The 18,589-nt window shown below is 40.8% G+C and carries 21 protein-coding genes and 1 pseudogene; 12 read left to right on the top strand and 10 right to left on the bottom strand.

Going from position 1 to position 18,589, the window contains the following annotated elements:
- The first annotated feature begins 1 nt into the window (after nucleotide 1).
- The gene (locus CH352_RS15260; RefSeq protein WP_100706686.1) at nucleotides 2–1,183 is read left to right on the top strand and encodes an efflux RND transporter periplasmic adaptor subunit; all 1,182 of its coding nucleotides are present in this window, start codon (nucleotides 2–4) and stop codon (nucleotides 1,181–1,183) included.
- A gap of 135 nt (nucleotides 1,184–1,318) precedes the next feature.
- Here the strand turns inward: CH352_RS15260 and CH352_RS19175 are convergent.
- Nucleotides 1,319–1,477, bottom strand: a pseudogene (locus CH352_RS19175) (type II toxin-antitoxin system Phd/YefM family antitoxin); the annotation flags it as partial.
- Nucleotides 1,478–1,702: 225 nt separating this feature from the next.
- On the opposite strand from CH352_RS19175, the gene lexA reads away from it, so the two are divergent.
- From lexA to pssA, 5 genes are read left to right on the top strand one after another with little or no spacing between them, the layout of a single operon-like run.
- Nucleotides 1,703–2,311: a transcriptional repressor LexA gene (gene lexA, locus CH352_RS15245; RefSeq protein WP_086446331.1), complete on the top strand. Its 609-nt coding sequence runs from the start codon at nucleotides 1,703–1,705 to the stop codon at nucleotides 2,309–2,311.
- A gap of 59 nt (nucleotides 2,312–2,370) precedes the next feature.
- The gene (locus CH352_RS15240; protein ID WP_100706687.1) at nucleotides 2,371–2,673 is read left to right on the top strand and encodes an LA_1448 family UV-C exposure upregulated protein; all 303 of its coding nucleotides are present in this window, start codon (nucleotides 2,371–2,373) and stop codon (nucleotides 2,671–2,673) included.
- Nucleotides 2,663–4,030 (top strand): S41 family peptidase, encoded by a 1,368-nt coding sequence (locus tag CH352_RS15235; protein ID WP_100706688.1) that lies wholly within the window; start codon nucleotides 2,663–2,665, stop codon nucleotides 4,028–4,030. Before CH352_RS15240 ends, CH352_RS15235 begins: the two co-directional genes overlap by 11 nt.
- 2 nt (nucleotides 4,031–4,032) lie before the next feature.
- A complete protein-coding gene (tsaD, locus tag CH352_RS15230) occupies nucleotides 4,033–5,049 on the top strand; it encodes a tRNA (adenosine(37)-N6)-threonylcarbamoyltransferase complex transferase subunit TsaD (RefSeq protein ID WP_100706689.1) in 1,017 nt (338 codons plus the stop codon).
- Nucleotides 5,046–5,804, top strand: a complete 759-nt coding sequence (gene pssA / locus CH352_RS15225) for a CDP-diacylglycerol--serine O-phosphatidyltransferase (protein WP_100706690.1) — start codon at nucleotides 5,046–5,048, stop codon at nucleotides 5,802–5,804. The genes tsaD and pssA overlap by 4 nt, the downstream gene beginning before the upstream one ends.
- Nucleotides 5,805–5,886: 82 nt before the next feature.
- On the opposite strand, the gene CH352_RS15220 is transcribed toward pssA, so the two are convergent.
- Both CH352_RS15220 and CH352_RS15215 read right to left on the bottom strand, forming a co-directional pair.
- Nucleotides 5,887–7,185 (bottom strand): hypothetical protein, encoded by a 1,299-nt coding sequence (locus tag CH352_RS15220; protein ID WP_100706691.1) that lies wholly within the window; start codon nucleotides 7,183–7,185, stop codon nucleotides 5,887–5,889.
- Entirely contained in the window at nucleotides 7,186–8,052 is an 867-nt protein-coding gene (locus CH352_RS15215; protein WP_100706692.1) for a hypothetical protein, read from the bottom strand. It lies immediately after the preceding gene.
- Nucleotides 8,053–8,341: 289 nt separating this feature from the next.
- On the opposite strand from CH352_RS15215, the gene CH352_RS15210 reads away from it, so the two are divergent.
- Genes CH352_RS15210 through CH352_RS15190 form a run of 5 tightly spaced genes read left to right on the top strand, consistent with a single transcriptional unit; the run spans nucleotide 8,342 to nucleotide 12,601 of the window.
- On the top strand, nucleotides 8,342–8,566 hold the full coding sequence (locus tag CH352_RS15210; RefSeq protein WP_010515858.1) for an LIC12298 family protein: 225 nt from the start codon (nucleotides 8,342–8,344) through the stop codon (nucleotides 8,564–8,566).
- 2 nt (nucleotides 8,567–8,568) lie between these two features.
- A complete protein-coding gene (locus CH352_RS15205; RefSeq protein WP_100706693.1) occupies nucleotides 8,569–9,240 on the top strand; it encodes a JAB domain-containing protein in 672 nt (223 codons plus the stop codon).
- A 56-nt stretch (nucleotides 9,241–9,296) separates the two neighbouring features.
- The gene (locus tag CH352_RS15200; RefSeq protein WP_423789701.1) at nucleotides 9,297–10,049 is read left to right on the top strand and encodes an ABC transporter permease; all 753 of its coding nucleotides are present in this window, start codon (nucleotides 9,297–9,299) and stop codon (nucleotides 10,047–10,049) included.
- Nucleotides 10,046–11,248 (top strand): ABC transporter ATP-binding protein, encoded by a 1,203-nt coding sequence (locus CH352_RS15195; RefSeq protein ID WP_100706695.1) that lies wholly within the window; start codon nucleotides 10,046–10,048, stop codon nucleotides 11,246–11,248. Before CH352_RS15200 ends, CH352_RS15195 begins: the two co-directional genes overlap by 4 nt.
- Before the next feature lie 42 nt (nucleotides 11,249–11,290).
- The gene (locus CH352_RS15190; RefSeq protein ID WP_100706696.1) at nucleotides 11,291–12,601 is read left to right on the top strand and encodes a UDP-glucose dehydrogenase family protein; all 1,311 of its coding nucleotides are present in this window, start codon (nucleotides 11,291–11,293) and stop codon (nucleotides 12,599–12,601) included.
- Between the two features lie 70 nt (nucleotides 12,602–12,671).
- Here the strand turns inward: CH352_RS15190 and CH352_RS15185 are convergent, their stop codons facing one another.
- On the bottom strand, nucleotides 12,672–13,493 hold the full coding sequence (locus CH352_RS15185; protein WP_100706697.1) for a thioredoxin family protein: 822 nt from the start codon (nucleotides 13,491–13,493) through the stop codon (nucleotides 12,672–12,674).
- 120 nt (nucleotides 13,494–13,613) lie between these two features.
- Here CH352_RS15185 and hisE point away from each other — a divergent pair, with 120 nt between their 5' ends.
- On the top strand, nucleotides 13,614–13,892 hold the full coding sequence (gene hisE, locus CH352_RS15180; RefSeq protein WP_008593771.1) for a phosphoribosyl-ATP diphosphatase: 279 nt from the start codon (nucleotides 13,614–13,616) through the stop codon (nucleotides 13,890–13,892).
- Nucleotides 13,893–13,900: 8 nt separating this feature from the next.
- On the opposite strand, the gene CH352_RS15175 is transcribed toward hisE, so the two are convergent.
- Genes CH352_RS15175 through CH352_RS15150 form a run of 6 tightly spaced genes read right to left on the bottom strand, consistent with a single transcriptional unit; the run spans nucleotide 13,901 to nucleotide 18,482 of the window.
- Nucleotides 13,901–14,308: a zinc ribbon domain-containing protein gene (locus CH352_RS15175; RefSeq protein WP_100706698.1), complete on the bottom strand. Its 408-nt coding sequence runs from the start codon at nucleotides 14,306–14,308 to the stop codon at nucleotides 13,901–13,903.
- Entirely contained in the window at nucleotides 14,308–14,892 is a 585-nt protein-coding gene (locus tag CH352_RS15170; protein ID WP_100706699.1) for a cytochrome c-type biogenesis protein CcmH, read from the bottom strand. The genes CH352_RS15175 and CH352_RS15170 overlap by 1 nt, the downstream gene beginning before the upstream one ends.
- On the bottom strand, nucleotides 14,889–17,072 hold the full coding sequence (locus tag CH352_RS15165) for a heme lyase CcmF/NrfE family subunit (protein WP_100706700.1): 2,184 nt from the start codon (nucleotides 17,070–17,072) through the stop codon (nucleotides 14,889–14,891). The genes CH352_RS15170 and CH352_RS15165 overlap by 4 nt, the downstream gene beginning before the upstream one ends.
- Nucleotides 17,069–17,467, bottom strand: coding sequence for a cytochrome c maturation protein CcmE domain-containing protein (locus CH352_RS15160; RefSeq protein WP_100706701.1), 399 nt, complete (start codon nucleotides 17,465–17,467; stop codon nucleotides 17,069–17,071). The genes CH352_RS15165 and CH352_RS15160 overlap by 4 nt, the downstream gene beginning before the upstream one ends.
- An 8-nt stretch (nucleotides 17,468–17,475) precedes the next feature.
- Entirely contained in the window at nucleotides 17,476–18,300 is an 825-nt protein-coding gene (locus tag CH352_RS15155) for a YdcF family protein (RefSeq protein ID WP_100706702.1), read from the bottom strand.
- Between the two features lie 2 nt (nucleotides 18,301–18,302).
- On the bottom strand, nucleotides 18,303–18,482 hold the full coding sequence (locus CH352_RS15150; RefSeq protein ID WP_100706703.1) for a tautomerase family protein: 180 nt from the start codon (nucleotides 18,480–18,482) through the stop codon (nucleotides 18,303–18,305).
- Between the last annotated feature and the right edge of the window lie 107 nt (nucleotides 18,483–18,589).

The following is an 18,589-nucleotide window of genomic DNA, read 5'->3' as shown; positions in this document are numbered from 1 at the left end:
AATGAAACTATTATTCCAAAAATATAAAGTTCTGATCGTTTTAGCCTTGGGAATCACGATCGCATTTTTTGGGTTCAAATATTTCTCCAAAAAAAAGCCTGAAAAAAAGATCACTGAAGAAAACAAAAACGTATTCACAGTTCCAGAAGATGTAATCAGAAGACATCCTCTTACTTATGTTGGCTTGAAAGAAGTTTCCCAATTTGAAGAATTAGCATTACCTGGAAGGATCACCTACGATCCGGAAAGTATGGCAAAGGTTGGATCCCAGGTCGAAGCCAGGATTAAAAAAGTTTTGGTTAAGGAAGGGGATAAGGTTAGCCAAGGATCTCCTCTTGCAATTTTATCTTCTATCCAATTGGGAGAAGTAGAAGCGGCTTATGTAAAAGCAAGAGCATCTTTGGATGCATTAAAGATGCAAGCGGATCGTGCTAAGGAACTTTTCGAGATGAAAGTTACTTCTGCAAAGGAATACGAGTTCGCAACAATGCAGTATAAGACTGCAAGAACGGAAGTGGAAACCACACGTATCAAGTTGGACAATTACGGTCTGACCCCTTCCGAAATAGAAGGTATTGAAAGAGGGATCTATGTTTCCTCAAACCTAATCCTCAGAAGCCCCATCAACGGAGAAGTTACCGAAAGGAAAGCGATCCTAGGACAACAAGTAACTCGTAACGAAGAATTATTCACAATCGCCAATCTAAATCATCTTTGGGTCTTACTCGACGTATACGAAAAAGATTTGGGTGGAGTGAGAGAAGGTGCACAGGCAACTATCTTTCCTCTCGGGGATGAACATAGCGCTGTCCAGATCCAAGGAAAAGTTGGTTATGTAGGAACAGTTTTGGATAACGTAAAACGTACCGCAAAACTTAGGATCATGGTCTCCAACAAAGGAAACAAATTAAAGCCTGGCCAGACAGTTACCGCAAAAGTTGCAGGTCTTGTAGTGAGCGCTGGGGGAGGAAAACGTAAGATGGTCCCTCTAGAAGCGGTTCATGAGATAGAAGGAAAATCCTTTGTATTCGTTCCTCATGGAGACGGTAGTTTCGAAGCGGTTAACGTTATTGTGGGGGACACGATAGAGGATGATATCATCATCTTAGGCGGACTTCCTGACGGCTCGGAAGTTGTCTCCAAGGGTTCCTTCGTGTTAAAGAGCGAATTCCTTAAGTTTTAAGATTTTATAATATTCTAACCGGATATTTTTTTAGTATCTCGTCGCCAGTAGCGAATTCCCAGCCGTTTACCATCGCATGGGAAAGAAGAAGTCTATCAAAAGGATCTCTGTATATCTAATAGAACTACTCTCAAACTATTCCCCGTAAAAATCGGATTCGAATTCTACAAGTGAGGAATTGAAATCATCAGGCAAGATGAATTTGCCGGCCAAGATCCCGGGTTTCAGCTTTTTTGCCTTGGGCATTGAGATTGCGACGAGTTCCACTATCGGGCGGTTTCGTTCAGATATGACGACTCTTTCGCCCGCGCTAGCGGCTTTTAAATAACGCCCAAATGGGCCTTTGCTTCACTTAGATTTACTTTTTTCATAAAGTAGTCTACTTTTAGACTACTATTAGTCTTTAAATGGAGCAATTGTTTTTCAGTCACTTTGCCCTCCAACCTTGGCTTTTTATTTAAAAACCATATCACCAAAAAAGTACTTGCGCAACATTTATTCACTAATAACTTGTTAAGCATGAAAGATCTAACGGAAAAGCAACTCGCTGTTTTACAGTTTATTACCAATGTGATCAAAGAAAGAGGCTTTCCGCCAACGATCCGAGAGATTGGAGATGAGTTCGGGATCACTGCCAAAGGGGCTTATGATCACCTAAAAGCCATTGAGAAAAAAGGATACCTCAAGACCTCCAAAAACCAATCCAGAGCCATAGAGCTTACCCGCCAAAGTCCATTCGAAAGTTTACCAGTTCCCACCCCAAGTATCCCACTCTTAGGTAGAGTTGCCGCCGGACTCCCCATCCTGGCCGAAGAAAATATAGAAGCTTATATCCCAGTTCCGGAAGAGATGGCCTCTAAAGGGATTACCTTCGCTCTGAAAGTGCAAGGTGATTCCATGATCGAAGCTGGTATCAATGACGGAGATGTGGCGATTATCCAGAAAAAGGATATCGCTCGAAATGGAGAGATTGTCGTCGCACTAATCGAGGACGAAGCCACTTTAAAAGTGTATTTTAAAGAAGCGGATCATATTCGTTTGGAAGCTAGAAATCCAAAATACAAACCGATCCGTAGTAAAAAAGTAACCATCGTAGGAAAGTTGATCGGTCTCTACCGTTCCTATTGATAAACGCTCCGGAATTCGGAGTTGACATTAGCCCTTGAGAGAGGAAAGATTTTGAAAGAGTGAACTATCTTTCCTTTTTCCGCGTATTCGCGACCTTTTTCCTGTTACTTCTACTATTCGATTGTGCCTCCCGAAAAAAAGAGATCGGAGATAAGGACTTAAAACTAGTCCTTGAATATCTGACTGAGGCCCGCCTTGCGGAGAGATTGAATTACGCTTCCGAACAAACCATTCGAAAGGATCCCGAAATTTTGGAAGCGGCCTGCGAAAGATACCAACTAGATAAGGATTCCGTAATGGAACAAATTCGAATCAAATATCCGAAGACTTACTTCGCATTGGTCGGCAAAAATGAAGAATAAGGAAAGATTCGCATGGGCCAGTTTGGTTCTGATCCTATTTACCACACTCGTATTTCGCCCGGTCCATGCAAAAGCGGTTTCAGAAACTGCCGAAAAATATCTGCAATTATTCCATGAAGTTTTCGGACTCATGCAAAACGGTTATGTAGAAACCGTCGACGAAGAAAAAGCATTTTTAGGTGCGATCAAAGGTATGTTAGGATCTCTCGGAGATCCTCATTCTTCTTTTTTGGAAGAAGAAGAATATAGACAGATGAGAGAAGAAACTCGTGGATCATTCGGTGGAGTCGGAATGGAAGTGGCTTATACCGATGGAGCCATAGTAGTAGTTTCTCCTATCGAAGATACTCCTGCGATGAAAGCGGGGATCTTGCCACAAGATAGGATCATAGAAATAGACGGAAAAAGTACAGCAAATCTGGGCTATGCAGAAGGGATTAAACTGATGCGTGGAAAGCCAGGAAGTTCCGTAAGCATCAAAGTAGAAAGAAAAAATATCAAAGAACCTCTGCAGTTCACTCTGGTTAGGGAGAATATCAAGATACGTTATGTTCGTTCCTACTTCTTCGAAAAAGAAAAAGTAGGTTATCTCCGTTTGAACCAGTTCATGGGTGAAAACACATTAGAAGAATTTAAAAAACATCTGAAGTTACTCGCGGATAAAAAGTCGGAAGGGCTCGTCGTGGATTTAAGAATGAATCCCGGTGGTTTATTACCTTTATCTGTTGCATTATCCGATATTTTTCTTCCGGAAGGATTGGATATAGTTTCCGTAAGAGGAAGAGGGGGAGAACTTGCGGATGTTTCCAAGTCAACAGGCAAGGGAGATAAATACACAACCATACCTTTAGTTGTGTTGATAAACGAAGGTTCTGCTTCCGCTTCTGAAATTTTTGCCGGAGCGATTCAGGATCATAAGCGAGGAAAAATCGTAGGAGTTACTTCTTTCGGAAAAGGTTCCGTACAGATCGTTTATCCATTATCTTTCGGAATGGCAGTAAAACTCACAGTTCAAAAGTATTACACTCCTTCTGGCAAATCACTTCATGGAAAAGGGATCCAACCGGACGTGATTGTGAAAGGAATAGAACCTAATGAAGATGATCGTTTTTATCTTAGAAAGATGAGCGAGAAAAAACTACTAGATCAACTTGCTTCTAAATTTCCCGAATACAATGAACAGAATTTTTTGAACTTCGAGAAGGCACTCAAAGAACAAGGGATCAAACTTAGTTCTGATGTTGCCAGAGCAGTTTTTAAAAATAAAACTCAAGCCGAAAAAGACAGAACTATGACCGATTTGGAATTGGATCCTCAATTGAAAAAAGCAGTGGATCTACTTTCTTCCAAATCTTAACTATGATCGGTCTTGGAATAGAGACTAGCTGTGACGAAACCAGTCTAGCAATTGTAAAAGATGGGAAAGAATTACTTTCCCTCAAAATTTTCAGCCAGATAGATCTTCATAAACCTTTTAGAGGGATCGTTCCGGAGATTGCTTCCCGCGCTCATTTGGAAAAGATCAATCCTCTGCTTTCAGAAGTATTGGAAGAATCTAAACTTCAACTTGCCGATCTGGACTACGTGGCTGTGACTAGATCTCCGGGTTTAACTGGTTCGCTTATGATTGGAGCACAACTCGCGAGATCCATTCATGCAGTTTATGGAACACCTATTGTTCCACTTTGTCATTTGCAGGCCCATTTTGCAGTTTTACATTTGGAAGAAGTGGAGCCTGTCTTTCCAGTATTAGGCTTACTACTTTCCGGAGGGAACTCCGCCATCTATAAGATCCCTCATTTCGGTAAAATGGAAGTAGTGGGGGATACGATGGACGACGCTTTGGGAGAAGCATTCGATAAGGTGGCTGGTTTATTATCTCTGCCTTATCCCGGTGGACCTCCAATCGAAAAGGAAGCATCTAAGTATGTTCCTGGATCCAAGGAAAAAGATCTTCTACCACCTTTGCTTAGAAATCTGGAGCAGGATCGTGTTGCGTTTTCTTTTTCAGGTTTAAAAACTGCGGTTTCTCATTTGATCGCAAAACAACCGCAACTGTCTACTCAGGCAGTATGTTATCATTTTCAAAAGACAGCCTTCGAGCTCGTGGAAAGAAATCTAAAACGTGCAGTTTCCATTACAGGGATTAAACGAATTGTTGCGGGGGGAGGGGTCTTGGCGAATTCTACACTTCGTAACAGATTATCTCAATTCGCAGAAAAAAATTCCCTGGAATTTTTTGCTCCCCAAAAAAAGATCTACTGCACAGATAACGGCGCGATGGTTGCCGCCCTCGGTTATTATCTATTTAAGCAGGGATATTCTAAGAGTTTGGACTTCACTGTAAGTCCGGTAAGGCAGGAGACCTATATATGAATCGCAGGATACATTGGATTCCAAATATGATCACCCTCGGGAACTTGAGTATGGGATTTGTTTCAATACTCATCGCTGCCGAGGCTACAGGCAACGGACCTCAATCCTATATACTCTCCGGATTTTTTATCTTACTCGCGGCGATCTGCGACGGATTGGACGGAATGGTTGCAAGGGCCTTGGACGCAACAAGCGAACTCGGCGCAGACCTGGACAGTCTTGCAGACCTTACCGCATTTGGGATCGCACCCGGATTTCTTTTTTATAGTATGGTATTGGGAGAATACAAGATTGACGTTTTCGGAAAAGAAGATCTTTTCCCAATCGGAATGTTGATCGCAGCGATCTTTCCTGCTTGTGCTGCTTATAGATTAGCAAGATTTAATGTGGCTCACGACCCTTCTTCTTTTACGGGATTACCATCGCCGATTGCAGGAATTACCATCGGATTTCTTCCGATCTTTTTAGGAAAAGATCATACTCTTCCTCATTGGTTAGGAATTCCTCTGTTTATTCTGATCGCTTTTTTAATGGTTTCTAATATTCGTTACGGAAAACCTCAGGTGGCAATTCGCTCTAAGCTGACTCCATTACGCGCAGGTTTGATGCTTGGCGCAGCGTTGATTGCATTGTTCTTTGTAGGATTTGCTCGTTGGCCTTGGCTTGTTTATGGACTGATCTGTCTTTATATCTTCTCCGGGATTTTGACTTTCCTCATTCATATTCTCCAAGAGTTGAGAGTAAAATTGGACTAAAAGTTTACCTTAAACTTTATGTTTTCGTAAAGGGAGAAGCAGTCAAAAGGCAGCTTCTCTTTTTTATTTTTGCCGGGTGCTTTCAATCAAAAAGCGGAATATACACTTGAAATCTCATGCTTAAGCCGTCACCTTTTCCTTCCTTTTCTCTCGTGTGGCGTATATGAATTGCAAAATAAGGATGAAAGATACGTAAAAAAGAATAAAAAGATTTATCAGTTACGACTAACCCAGTTTCTTCCGGAGTGATTGATTCTTCCGCAAATGCAGGAAGTAAATTTTTCTCTTCCGCATAGATGAGGCTTGAGTAGATCTTCCAGTTTTTACCTACAGAAATTTGTAGACCCGCTTCAGTGAGTCTATCTCCGTTCTTCCTCCATTCTTGTCCTATTTCCCATCTCCAAAACTTTTTTTGGTAAGATAGATATAAACCTTTTCCAAAAACCCAAGAAGAATGATCCGAAAAAGAATAAGCTCTTCCTTGAGCTAAAATTGCGAACCAAGGAAATTCTAAAATTTCCATCCTTCCTAAAACGGATTGAGCAGAGTAGATTTCTTTTCCTTCGGAAGAATATCGACTCGATTCTGCGAATTGTAACCTTCTATAAGGACCTGGTTCCCAAATGAATCTGAATAGTTGGGCTTTTTCTTCCGGGTCTGTTCTTTCTGAAAGTTGGAATAATTGTCCTGATCTTCCTTTGAATCCTGAAGCGAATATTCTTTTGTCCTTTTCTCTTTCCGACCAAGAAACGGATACAATTCCCTGTGGATCGTCTTTGGTCCCGAAAATTTCAGTTCTGAACCAATATGGCTTCTTTTCTGACTTTCTTTCTTCAGAAGAAGGGAATTCTAAAAGTAAAAATCCTTCCTTCGTCTGAGGAGAATATGCAAGTTCTAGATAATTTTTATACGGTTTGAAGAAGAACCCTGGCTGTTTGTCTGCAGAGTTCTCTGCATAATAAGTTCCTAATACACTTTCTCCAAATTTTAGTCCTAAAAAGCCGGTCCTTACAGTCGGTTGTTCTAAAAACCAAAAGGAAGAAAAATCGAACTTCTCTCTCAAAAAGAAAAAATGATTTAGGGGCCTGAATCGATTTCCGTATGAAATATATATATTTTTATTCTCGAATAAATAAGAACCTAAGTAAGATTCTCCTCTTTTTTCTATAAAAACTTTGTGTTTAGAACATTCTCCTTCCGGATAGACTAAAACAAAATTTTTGAAACATACTTCTCCCCTAAGCCAAACAGTCTCTTGTCTTTTTGTATAATATCTGGAATCATATCCTGAAAAAGAAACCCCCATGGAAAAAGGTGAAGGTATACTTTCCGCAGAAAGAATATTCGAAAAAAAGAATACCGCCAAAAGGGATCTTTTCATTTAAAAACCCCTTTTGGTCCGTATTAATCTTTCAATTTTTCTTCTTTTTAAGTCGGGAAAAGATCCTATATAAGTTTCGAATTTTTCAGCTTGGCCTTTGGAAAAAGAAGAAATGGAAATGGATTCTTGTAATGAAAATCCAAGTTTCAAAAGTTCTTCCGGTTCAAGAGAAGGATAAATATTTGTTCTTTCGACAGGTGCTTTTGATACAACTGTAGATCTGAGGCTTTCTTCTTTTTTATAAAATGGAGAATATCCGAATCCGACAAATTCGATTGGATCGTTCTCTGATTCGAATCCTTCTACTTGTCCTAAAAGTCCTTCCCAATTTCCGTAGACCGCGATGGAAATTCTATCTTCAGGATCTAAATGGCTACTCCGTATTCTTTCGAAACCTAAACCGATCCTAAATTCTGAATCGCGAGAAGAGTTGAGTAAGATCCCTAATGAATTTTCTTCTTCATTCTTTCTTCCAAAAAGATCCCAGCTTAGATTAGAATTATAGAGACCAAGAGAAGTAAAATAAGAAGAAGGTTCATAACCTCCCGCTCCGAATCTAAATCGGAGACCTATATCGTGAGTTAGCGCTACTTGGTAACCTAAGGAAACTGTTTCGAAAAATTTCCCTTCTTTGTTTCGGCTCGTACGAACATAGGAGAGTCTATATTCTTCTTTAGGATCGAATGAGACTGGGAGCTGGAGAGAAATTCCCGAAAGCGGAACTTCTTCTTTTTCTAATATTCCAAAAAAGGATATTTCTCTATCTTTCCACCAGGGACGGAACCAGACCTCCGCAGGTATGTTTCTATCGGATCCAAAAACAAAAGCGGTGGGAAGAAGAAGGAAGACTAAATATAGGAACCTCATTTCCGAGACGGGTCAAATTAGGCGAGAGACGAGTGCGTTTTTTAGGAAATTTGAGTATTTTTTCCAAATTGAAACCCATCCGAATTCAGGATTTGTCCGGGTCTAAGGTAGAATGGATCTTGTGAGTGAGGAACTGCCGGGCAAGAAGTTCGGAAATTTCTCTAAAAAAACACGGTAAACGCTTGACGGTAACTATAAATTCGTATAGTATATTAATAACCGTTTAGTAGATTATTGGTGTAATAAATTCAATTTATGTCGTCTAAAGATAGACGAGGGAGAGAAAGTTATGATGATTCGATCTCTACAAGATTCAGGTGCTTACGAGAGAAACCGTAAAGGTCTCGCTGGAGCAGGATTCGATTGGAGGGAAAAAGTTCGTTCTTCTGAACCGAACTCTAAGACCTTCGCGGATTATTTGGAAGAATCTTTCCAAGGGGACTTGGTCCAGGACGGAAATTGGTTCTCTGAAACACTTTCTGAGCTGAGCAAGAAGAACCTGAGAAAAATTTAAACTTGGCTGAGCGCTGGGGCTCAGGCCCGGATCCTAGATCTCGTATCTTTAACGATGCGGACAATCTAGAAGACTGGGAGCTGATTGCCGTTCTTTTGGGCAAAGGTAGCAGGGGCCTTCCTATCGAAGATCTCAGCCGAGATATTCTCAAAAAGTCCCAAGGACTGGGAGGACTTCTCTCATCCAATATTCCTAGAAATTTTCAGATCAATGGTTTGGGTAAGGCAAAAATCAGCACCTTACTCGCCGCCTTAGAACTCGCTAAAAGGCTAAAATACAAATCGATCCGAATGAAGGGTTATAACCCGACTACACTTTCTTCTTATCTGCAGGGTTTATTCTCCCCTTTGAAAAGAGAATGTTTTGTTTTAGCTACCATCTCTCCCGCAGGAGATCTTTTAAGAGTAGAGATAGTCTCTAAAGGTAGTTTGGAAGAAGTGGGAGTTCTTCCCAGAGACTTGGTCCGGATTGTGCTGAATGACGAGGCGTCTCAAGCAATACTGGCCCATAATCATCCCGGTATGATCTGTTTTCCTAGCCAAGAAGATTGGGAAGTTTATACCAACTTAAAGGATCTGCTTGGCAATTTGGATGTAGAGCTCTTAGACCATTGGATTTTTGGAATTGACGGGATCTTTTCCTGCAAACAATCTACTCGACTAGAAGAGAACTGATCTATTTCTCCTCTTAAATTCCAATCATAGGTTATAGAGTGCCCCTCTCTGTTTTTTTGCGTAATCTCAGGATTTTATCGGTTCTTGTAAGAAGGGATTATGCATTGCAGTACGCAGGTTCCGCATTGGGCCTGGCCTGGATGTTCCTACAAAACGTAAGTCTGATCCTGATCTATACGATCGTATTCTATTTTATCGGGATCAGATCCCAGGGCGAAAATTCCATAGAATATTTTTCTAATGTACTGAGCGGGCTTTTGTTTTGGATACCTCTTCAGGAATATCTGATCAGAGGCACAGGAATTTTGACAGATAATAGACAGTTGATCAAAAGATCTCCTCTTGGTCCTGAAATTTTTCTTTGGATCCCATTTGTGCAGTTTTTGCTGCATTGGCTTGTAACTTCTATTCCTATATTTATCTTTTTGGCCTGGGCAGGTAAGCTTGGGATTTGGAGTTTACCTCTTTCTTTTTTGTCCATGTTCTGCACCGGATTATTTCTGGCCTGTCTCCAAAGTTATTTGGCTCGTGTGAATATCATTCTAAGAGATATTTCTCCTTTGGTGAGACTATTGACCCAGTTTTTGTTCTGGGGATTGCCAATTCTTTATGAATCTAAAGGTATTTTAGGAAAATTGAATGTGTTTAATCCATTCTTCTTTCCTTTAGAAGTTTTTAGATCCGCATTGTTAGTCGGATATATTCCTCAAGCAGGGATTTTGGATTTTCTTCCCTTCCTTGGAATTTTCCTGGGGATCTTTCTTTTAAGTCGTACCAAATTAAATCAGATAGTGTTGGATCACCTTTGATCAGGATAGAGAATATTTCCAAGACCTACCAAGGTTATAGCAAACCTTGGAATCGGCTTTTAAGCGCGATGACATTCGGTTATTTCGGCTTAGATGTAAAATACAAAGCGCTCGATGGGATCTCTTTTTCTGCGGAGAAGGGTGAAGTGATCGGAATCATCGGCCGCAATGGCGCTGGAAAATCTACCTTACTAAAGTTGCTAACCGGAGTTTCCAAACCGGATTCCGGAAAATTGGATAAGAAGGGAACTGTCCGTTCCATTTTAGAATTGGGTGTCGGTTTTAATCCGGAACTTTCCGGAGAAGAAAACTTATACTATAACGGTTTGGTCTGGGGATTAGATCCTGAAGAGTTGATCCAATCTTCGGAAGAAATTTTTCGTTTTTCCGGTTTGTCTGAATTCCGTAAAAGCCCTTTAAAAAATTATTCATCCGGAATGACGATGAGATTGGGTTTTGCACTCGCGACTGCAAAACGTCCGGATATCTTGATCGTAGACGAGGCCTTGGCCGTAGGAGATGCCAGCTTCCAGCAGAAAAGTTTAAACAGGTTCCGTAAGTTTTCAGAAGAAGGAACTCTGACCCTGATAGTCAGCCACGACCTGGAACTTTTAAAATCGGTCTGCACTCGACTTATTGTTTTAGAAAAAGGAAAATTGGTATTCGACGGAGATCCGATAGACGGCTTTAGGGAATATATGCAGATTATTGCATCTTCTTCTTTGGAAGGAAATACTAAGATCCAAGATAAGGATTCTTTGGTGGAATCTTTAGATGTGGAGATCCAATACGCGGGCAAATCCAATCCTTCTGTCCTGCCCGTAGGTGCAGAAGTTTTATTAAGAGTAGGGGCAACATTCCGTTCCTCTTTGGAAGATCTGACTGTAGGTTTTCATATCGACGATCATAGAGGGATCCGAGTTTTCGGAACGAATACATTCCATATAGGTGGTCGCCAAAAAGATTTAAGACCAAAGGAACCGGTTTGGATCGATTTTCGTTTTCCTATGAATCTTTCTCCGGGTAAATATTCATTGGGGATCGCATTACATTCAGGTGAAAGTCATGCAGAAGGTTCCTATCTTTGGAAGGATGGGGTTCTTCAATTCGAATTGGAAAGATTGGATGTTCCTAAATTTGAAGGCGCCGCTTGGATCCCGGTCAAAGTAGAGGCGAAAAAAGGGCATTTTTCCGGATAAATTCCTTCCCAGCCTCCTCTTTGAAAGGATTCTGGTTTTCGTATGAAAGTTTGCGTAATTGGAAGCGGCTATGTGGGCCTTGTGGCCGGAGCTTGCTTCGCGGAATATGGAAATCATGTGATCTGCGTGGATAAGGACTCTAAAAAAATAGAGGACTTGAAAAAAGGAATCATACCTATTTATGAACCTGGTCTGTCCGAGTTGGTTTTGAACAACCATAAGGAAAATCGACTGGGTTTCAGTACTTCTATCCAAGAAGGTGTAGAAGGCTCAGAAATCATTTTTATCGCTGTAGGAACTCCAACATCCGAAGATGGATCTGCTGATTTAAGCGCTGTGTTTGCAGTGGCAGAACAGATCGGAAAATCAATCAACGGTTATAAGGTAATCGTAGATAAATCCACCGTTCCAGTTGGAACCGCTGCCAAAGTAAAAGAAATTGTTTCCAAAAACACCAAACACGAATTTGACGTTGTTTCCAATCCGGAGTTCTTGAAAGAAGGTGCTGCGATCGACGACTTCATGAAACCTGAAAGAGTTGTGATCGGCGCAGACAGCGAAAGAGCTGGAAATCTAGTTGCTCAACTTTACGCTCCATTCGTATTGAACGGAAATCCTATCATCAAAATGGGGACTGTTTCTGCGGAGCTGACTAAATATGCATGTAACGCATTCTTAGCTACCAAGATCTCATTCGCAAATGAGATCGCAAACTTATGTGAAACCGTAGGTGCAGATTACGAAGATGTAAGAAAAGGAATGGGAACCGATTCCAGGATCGGTCGCCAATTCTTGTATGCTGGTATCGGTTACGGTGGTTCTTGTTTTCCGAAAGACGTTCGCGCATTGATCCGCACTTCTGAAAATTTTTCTTCTTCTCTTCGTATTATTAGAGAAGTAGAAAGAGTGAACGAAGATCAAAAGGTCCGTTTATATACAAAGATAGAGGACTTTTTCGGGAAAGGTCAGATCAAAGGAAAGACTCTAGCAGTTTGGGGACTCGCATTCAAGCCGGGCACAGACGATATGAGAGAGGCTCCTTCAATTCCTTTATTATTAAAATTGCATGAAGAAGGCGCTAAGATCAAGGCATTCGATCCAGTCTCTAAAGAAACTTCCGAATATTATTTCAAAGACAAGATAGAATATGCTAAAGATGCGTATGATGCGTTGGAAGGTGCAGATGCACTTCTTCTTCTTACCGAATGGAGAGAATTCAGAGAACCTGATTTTTCCAGAATTAAAAAATTAATGAAAGGCCACGTCATCTTTGACGGTAGAAACCAATATCGCCCGGATCATATGAAAAAAGAAGGATTCAAATACTTCTCTATAGGTAAACAATCGGTTTAGTCATAGTCAGGCCTTTTTCGGATTTATTCATAAATTACGGAAGATTTGCCTGGCTTCAGGAGCGAAGCGACTATAGCCGATTTAATAAGTCCTGGATCTCTTTCTTTTCCTCGGGATCAGAGCTGAGTTCCAGGGCTTTTTTCAGATCTTCTTTTGCTTCTGCTTTTTTGCCGAGAGAAGAATAAGCTCCCCCTCTGTAATACAGTGCCGCTTTGGAATGTCCGGTTGGAAATTTGTCCAAATATAAAGAAAACGTTTTGATCGTTTTCTCCCAGTTTTTTAATTCTGAAAAACTAAGTCCTAAATTGAATAATGCCTTATGTTTATTTTCCGGCATTCTTGGATCTTCCGATGCAAATGATCTGTAAAAGTAGTCCGCAGCTTTTTTGTATTCTTTTGCTTCGAAGTAATATTCTCCTACTTTTAAAAGAAGAAGATTGTTTTCCGGATCTTTTTCCAGGTCGGCAAGCAGACTAACTTCTTTGTCTCTTTTGGAATAGGCCGACCTTAAGGTTTTGATCACCATTTTATGATCCGGCATTCCTGCGATCTTTTCCGTGAGACTTCCGTTCTTATCTAAAAAGAGAAGAGTAGGATACCCTGTTACATCGTATTTTTTCTTTAAGTTGGGAAATCTGTCCCCATCCAAAGAAAGAAGTACGAACTTGGACAATTCTTGTTTCACTTCTTTTTTAGGATAGATTTCCTTCTTAAGGGTCTTGCAGTACCCGCACCAATCTGCATACACGTCTATAAAGATGGGTCTGCCTTCCTTCTTCGCTTTATTAAAAGCTGTCTCAACAGAAGTCTCCCAAACCTCGGCGCTCATTTCGGACGCGAGTGTGAGGCAGATCAAGATTAGGATGGATCGAATTTTTGAAAAAGGGAGCATTGGTCTCATCTCTTCGACCTTTTTTTCTCCGTTTCGTTTTTAAGGAAACGCAGAAATACGGAATTTTTTGTTTACCGTCAAGAATAGGTCCGGATATTCGAAGTATCTCCGGTGGTAACGATGGACTTCCTGCTTCAGTTAGAGCAAATCCTTAAAAAAAGAAAAGAAGAACTTCCCGAAAAATCCTATACTGCGGACTTATTTCGAGGCGGTGTGGATCGAATCCTTAAAAAAGTTGGGGAAGAAGCTGGAGAAGTGATTATCGCGGCAAAAAACGCGGACAAAAAAGAACTCACTCACGAATCTGCGGACTTACTTTTTCATTTGCAAGTTCTTCTTGTGGAAAGAGGACTTTCTCTTTCCGACATAGTAGAAGAACTTAAAAAAAGACATTCTTAATAATCGGTTCAGACCTGTAGTTTTGTCCCGCATTCAGGACAAAACTTTGCTCCGAAAATCTCTATTTTAAATCCACAGTTATGACAGAACTTTCCGCCAAGTTGAGGTTTGGCGGAAGTTTCAGTTTTATAAGTTGAGCTTGGAGTTCCTAGGCTAATCCTTTTATCTTGTTCTTCTAATTCTTTTACCAAACCGGAAGAGATGGATTTGAATTCTGTCTCGGTCAATTTCCCCGTATCGAATTCAATTTTCAGATCTTTCAAGTTATCCAGAAGAACGTCCCTTCTATCAAATAACTCGGAACTTTTAGGATCAGTTTCGTACGGGATATGTTTTGCAAATATACTCACATAAACGAACGGCGCCGCGACGATCGCGACTAAAACTATATAAAAGAAAATTAATAGAAAATCCATTATTTCTGTTTCTCCTCTATTTCGGAGATGTATTTATCGAAAGAAGAATGATTTTCCGATTCTGTTGCGATAGCAGCTTTAGGAGCGGTCCTTCTTTTGAGATACAAATAGATCAAAAGTATTCCGAACGCTGCAGCAGCGGCAATGCTTAGATCGATCCAAGAAGAATCAGGTTTTGCCAGAATATCCGGACCGAAGCCCATGATAACGCCTTGGGCCATTCCTTGGTTACCCGTTTCGATAAACTTTGCGATGATCGGATCTGAGACCACATCTTGACCGAAGCCATGGATCATCTTGTCCACAATCACATCCGCTGATTCTCCTGCTCTGATCCTGTTTTCTATGAAAAGTTTGAGTTTTGCGGAAACAGTACAGTTATTGAAAGAACAACTTTTGATCGCAATAGAAGGGATACAAATACATCGAATTCTCTCGGTCACGTTGTGGAAAGTGCGGATCTGTTCCTGGTCGGTTAGATTCGTGAAAGTAGAATCCGCATTGATTGCACTTGCCCAAATAAGAAATCCAAAAAGAGAAATTAGGATTTTCTTATATATTTTAGAAGAGATCAAAACTTTCATTTTTTATCTTCTCCTATAGGCAATAGGATCAATAGTCCGGACAAGAAGAACATCAAAGATCCTGCCCATATAAATTTTACCATCGGATTGACCCAGACTTCTAGATTTGCTACGATCTGGTTCGGGAATTTCAGATATTTTGCAGCCTTGATCGCCGGATCTCTCGTAAAGAAGAAGTCCAAGAACATTCCTGGAAGATCCGGATTCTCGTCCGAAAGATCAGCATGTTCTATTGCTCCCAATTGGATATAAAGATCTTCTTTAGGAGTGGAAGAGATAGAAGGTTCACTGGTAGGAATATGTGTCTCAAAGTCTCCGCTCAAATGAGAGATTTGAGGATAGTATCTTCTCTCTGTCACCATAGTATCAAAACTTTTCAGCTGTTTTTTGACTTCGAATGTGGCCTCATGAGAAACGATTACGTTTCTATGATTGAGCCCGGCTTCCGGATCTCCGTTTACGATCGGTTTGATCTTAAGAGTGGTCGCACCTATTGTATAATCTCCTAAGATTGCAGTATCGTCACTTGTATAGATAAGCTCATTCGTAGGAGAGAATCTTAAGAAATAGAAAAATTTTACGGATGTGTTTTGTTTGAATGCGTTTCCTGCAAGACCAATAAACAAGATCACCATGGACAGGTGAACCAAATATCCGCCGTATCTTCTTTTGTTTTTCAGAAGCATTCTGAATCCGGCTTGGAAGTAATTTTCTCCCTGTATAGCGGACCTTCTCGCTTGAATACCATTATGATATTCTTGTACGATCCCGGCTATCGTGAAGATCCCGAGTCCTACTGTTAAAACGCTGTAAATTTCCCCTACAACATCGCCAAGGCTGTAATCACTGATAGAGAAGTTGCTTCTATAATATAGGATATAGATCCCAGCTCCGATAACGCCTGCAATCAGAGGTTTTAATAATGTAGTGAAAAATATTTGGTCGGCGCCTTTTCTCCATGCGAGTAATGGAGCAGCTCCCATTAGTAGAATGAGAAGGATCCCTGCTGGAACTCCCCAAGAATTGAACCAAGGGGCCTTATATTCTACACCGGACAATAGAGGAGAGAATACTCCCAATAGAATGGAAAGTGTCGCGATCACTAAAAGGAAATTGTTTAGTAAGAAACTTCCTTCTTTAGATGTGATCGCTTCTAAGTTTCTTTCCGGTTTGAGTTTTTCCTTTCTATATATTAAAATTCCGAGATAGAAGAAGAAACTTACGCCAATAAAAACGATAAATGGAGTTCCGATACTGGATTTGGAGAAAGAGTGCGGTCCTTCTAAAACTCCGCTTCGAGTGATCCAAGTCCCGAGTAAGCAAAAATGGAACGCTAGAATGATCAGAAGCATATTCCAAAATTTTAACATTCCTCTTCTTTCTTGGATGATCATTGAATGTAAGAATGCTGTTGATAAAAGCCAAGGCATCAAACTTGCGTTTTCTACAGGGTCCCAGGCCCAATAACCGCCCCAGCCCAATTCTTCGTAAGCCCATTTGGAACCTAATAGTATTCCGGTTCCTAAGAAGAACCAAGAGAAGATGCTCCATCTTCTTACGAACCTGAACCAGTTCTCGGATAATTGGCCGGTGATCAATGCAGAAGAAGCGATCGCGAACGGAATCGCAAAGCTTACATAACCCACATACAAAATAGGGGGGTGAATGATCATCGCCCAATGTTGTAAGAGCGGGTTTAATCCTCTACCAGCGACTGCAGCAGGTTGGAATTCACGGAAAGGTTGTGCATCAGGAAAGAAGATCGCTAAAAAGGAGAAAAAGCATGCGATCACTGCTAAAGAAAGATGCATTACCGGAATTCTTTCATTCAAAAGATCTCTGGTCTGCCAAAGAACAACGAATGTAAATCCTGAGAGTAGCAAGTTCCAGAATAGAAGTGAACCGGAAGATCCCGACCAAACGGAAGTCATCTTATAGAATAAAGGAAGATGTTCACTGGAATGCATCGCAACGTAATAGTTGGATAGATCCGTTCTCATTAGTTGGACAACCAACACAATAAAGGCAAGAAGAATGACCGCAAAATTGGCCATTAAAGTATAACGGCCTAATTCTAATGCCCTGGAATCGTTTTTAAAAATTCCGTAACTTGTTTGGATGATTGAAAATAATAAAATGGAGAAGGAGGAGATGAGACAAACTGCGCCTAAATCGTTCATTGTTCTTCTTCTTTATAACCTGCTTCGTATTTAGAGGCACATTTTGCTTCTACCTTATCGGCGACGAGGACTCCGTTTTTCCAAACTCCGTCCACTCTTGCTCTGGTACCTTCTTTAAATGCGTCCGGTAATAATGTAGCTCCGGTAAAAAAAACTGGCACTTCTTTTTCGTTTAGTTGGAGAACAAACTTGGCAGTTTTTCCTTCTCGAACCAAGGAACCTAATTTTACGAATCCTCTTACTCTTAATAGATCGTCCGGTTCGTATTTCGTGGTATTCGCAGCTAAATCGGAAGCATCCAATAATGTATAAGAAGTTTCTTTAGAGGAGAAGAATGCGATTGTTCCTAAGGAAAGTGCGATGATACTCGCAAGTACAGTAAATTTCACGTTCATGTATATGTTTAATTCCAGTCCTTAGACCAAGGATATCGGATACGGAGGGGAAGAAAAGTGGAAATACTCTCTCTCAACCCGTAAACGAATAGGCCTATTCTCTCTTTCCAGGCGATGCTCGTATTCTCCAAACTTTGGGAAGAAGGTATAAAATCGTCAATAGTCAGAATTTTGACCCTGGACCTATAGTCCGTTGGCCAAGGATGGATCTTAATTCCAGTGTTTGCAAATACCAGCAAGGATCTTTCCATATGAAAAGCGGAAGTGATTAATATCGCAGACTTCCATTTGTTTTTACGAAAAAGTTCTGCCGTTTTTTCCGCGTTCTCTTTAGTGTTCCTGCTTTCATTTTCCAGAAAAACTGCCTTTGTAGGAACTCCTAATGATTGAAAGAACTGGAGAGCAAAGTCAGATTCTTTTTTAGTTTGGAAGAATAAATTCCCGGAACCTCCGGTAAAAACGATACGAGGCGCTTTTCTTTTTTGGAATAATAGCACAGCGTCAGTCATTCGTTCCGCAGCAGAAGTTAACTGGACCTGCCCGTCGTATAAGGCCAAGTTATCAACTGCCCCACCCAAAACTAAAATCGCATCCGAGTTTTCCAAAGTTTCCAAACGAACTGGAGGATGTTTTTCTTCCAGGCCCTTAACCAGCCATTGAGAAAAGCTATCCGTAGAAGCCACCCAGATAACGAGTGTTGGAACTAAAATCCAGACCTTATATTTGAATTTAGGAAGTCTGAGGCCAAAAAATACCAGCAGAAGTAAGGATGCAGGTAATGGAAATAAGAAGGCCCCCGCTAGTTTGGAGGCCGCGAAAAAGATCGTATCCATTTTTATTCTAGGAGTTTTCCGCCTACAGCCCAATTCTCTCTGGAGACTTCGTCGATCACGATATAGGTAGATTCAGGAGGTCTTGCAGCAACTTTTGTAAGAGTTTCCGTAAATTCTTTAGTTATTTGCTGTTTTTGCTCTTTTGTAAGTGGTCCGGCTACTTTTAAATTAATGTAAGGCATAAGTTTCCTAGTCGAAAAGGTTAAACGAACGACTCAATGGTTTATTTCGAACGGGTATTACGCAACGGATTTTTTTTCTAAAAATGGCAGGTTCGTTCAAGCCGAAA

This window comes from Leptospira hartskeerlii (genome assembly GCF_002811475.1).
Taxonomy (GTDB): Bacteria; Spirochaetota; Leptospiria; order Leptospirales; family Leptospiraceae; genus Leptospira_B; species Leptospira_B hartskeerlii.
Note: the sequence above shows the minus strand (reverse complement) of the source record. Positions and strands in the feature narration are given on the sequence as shown.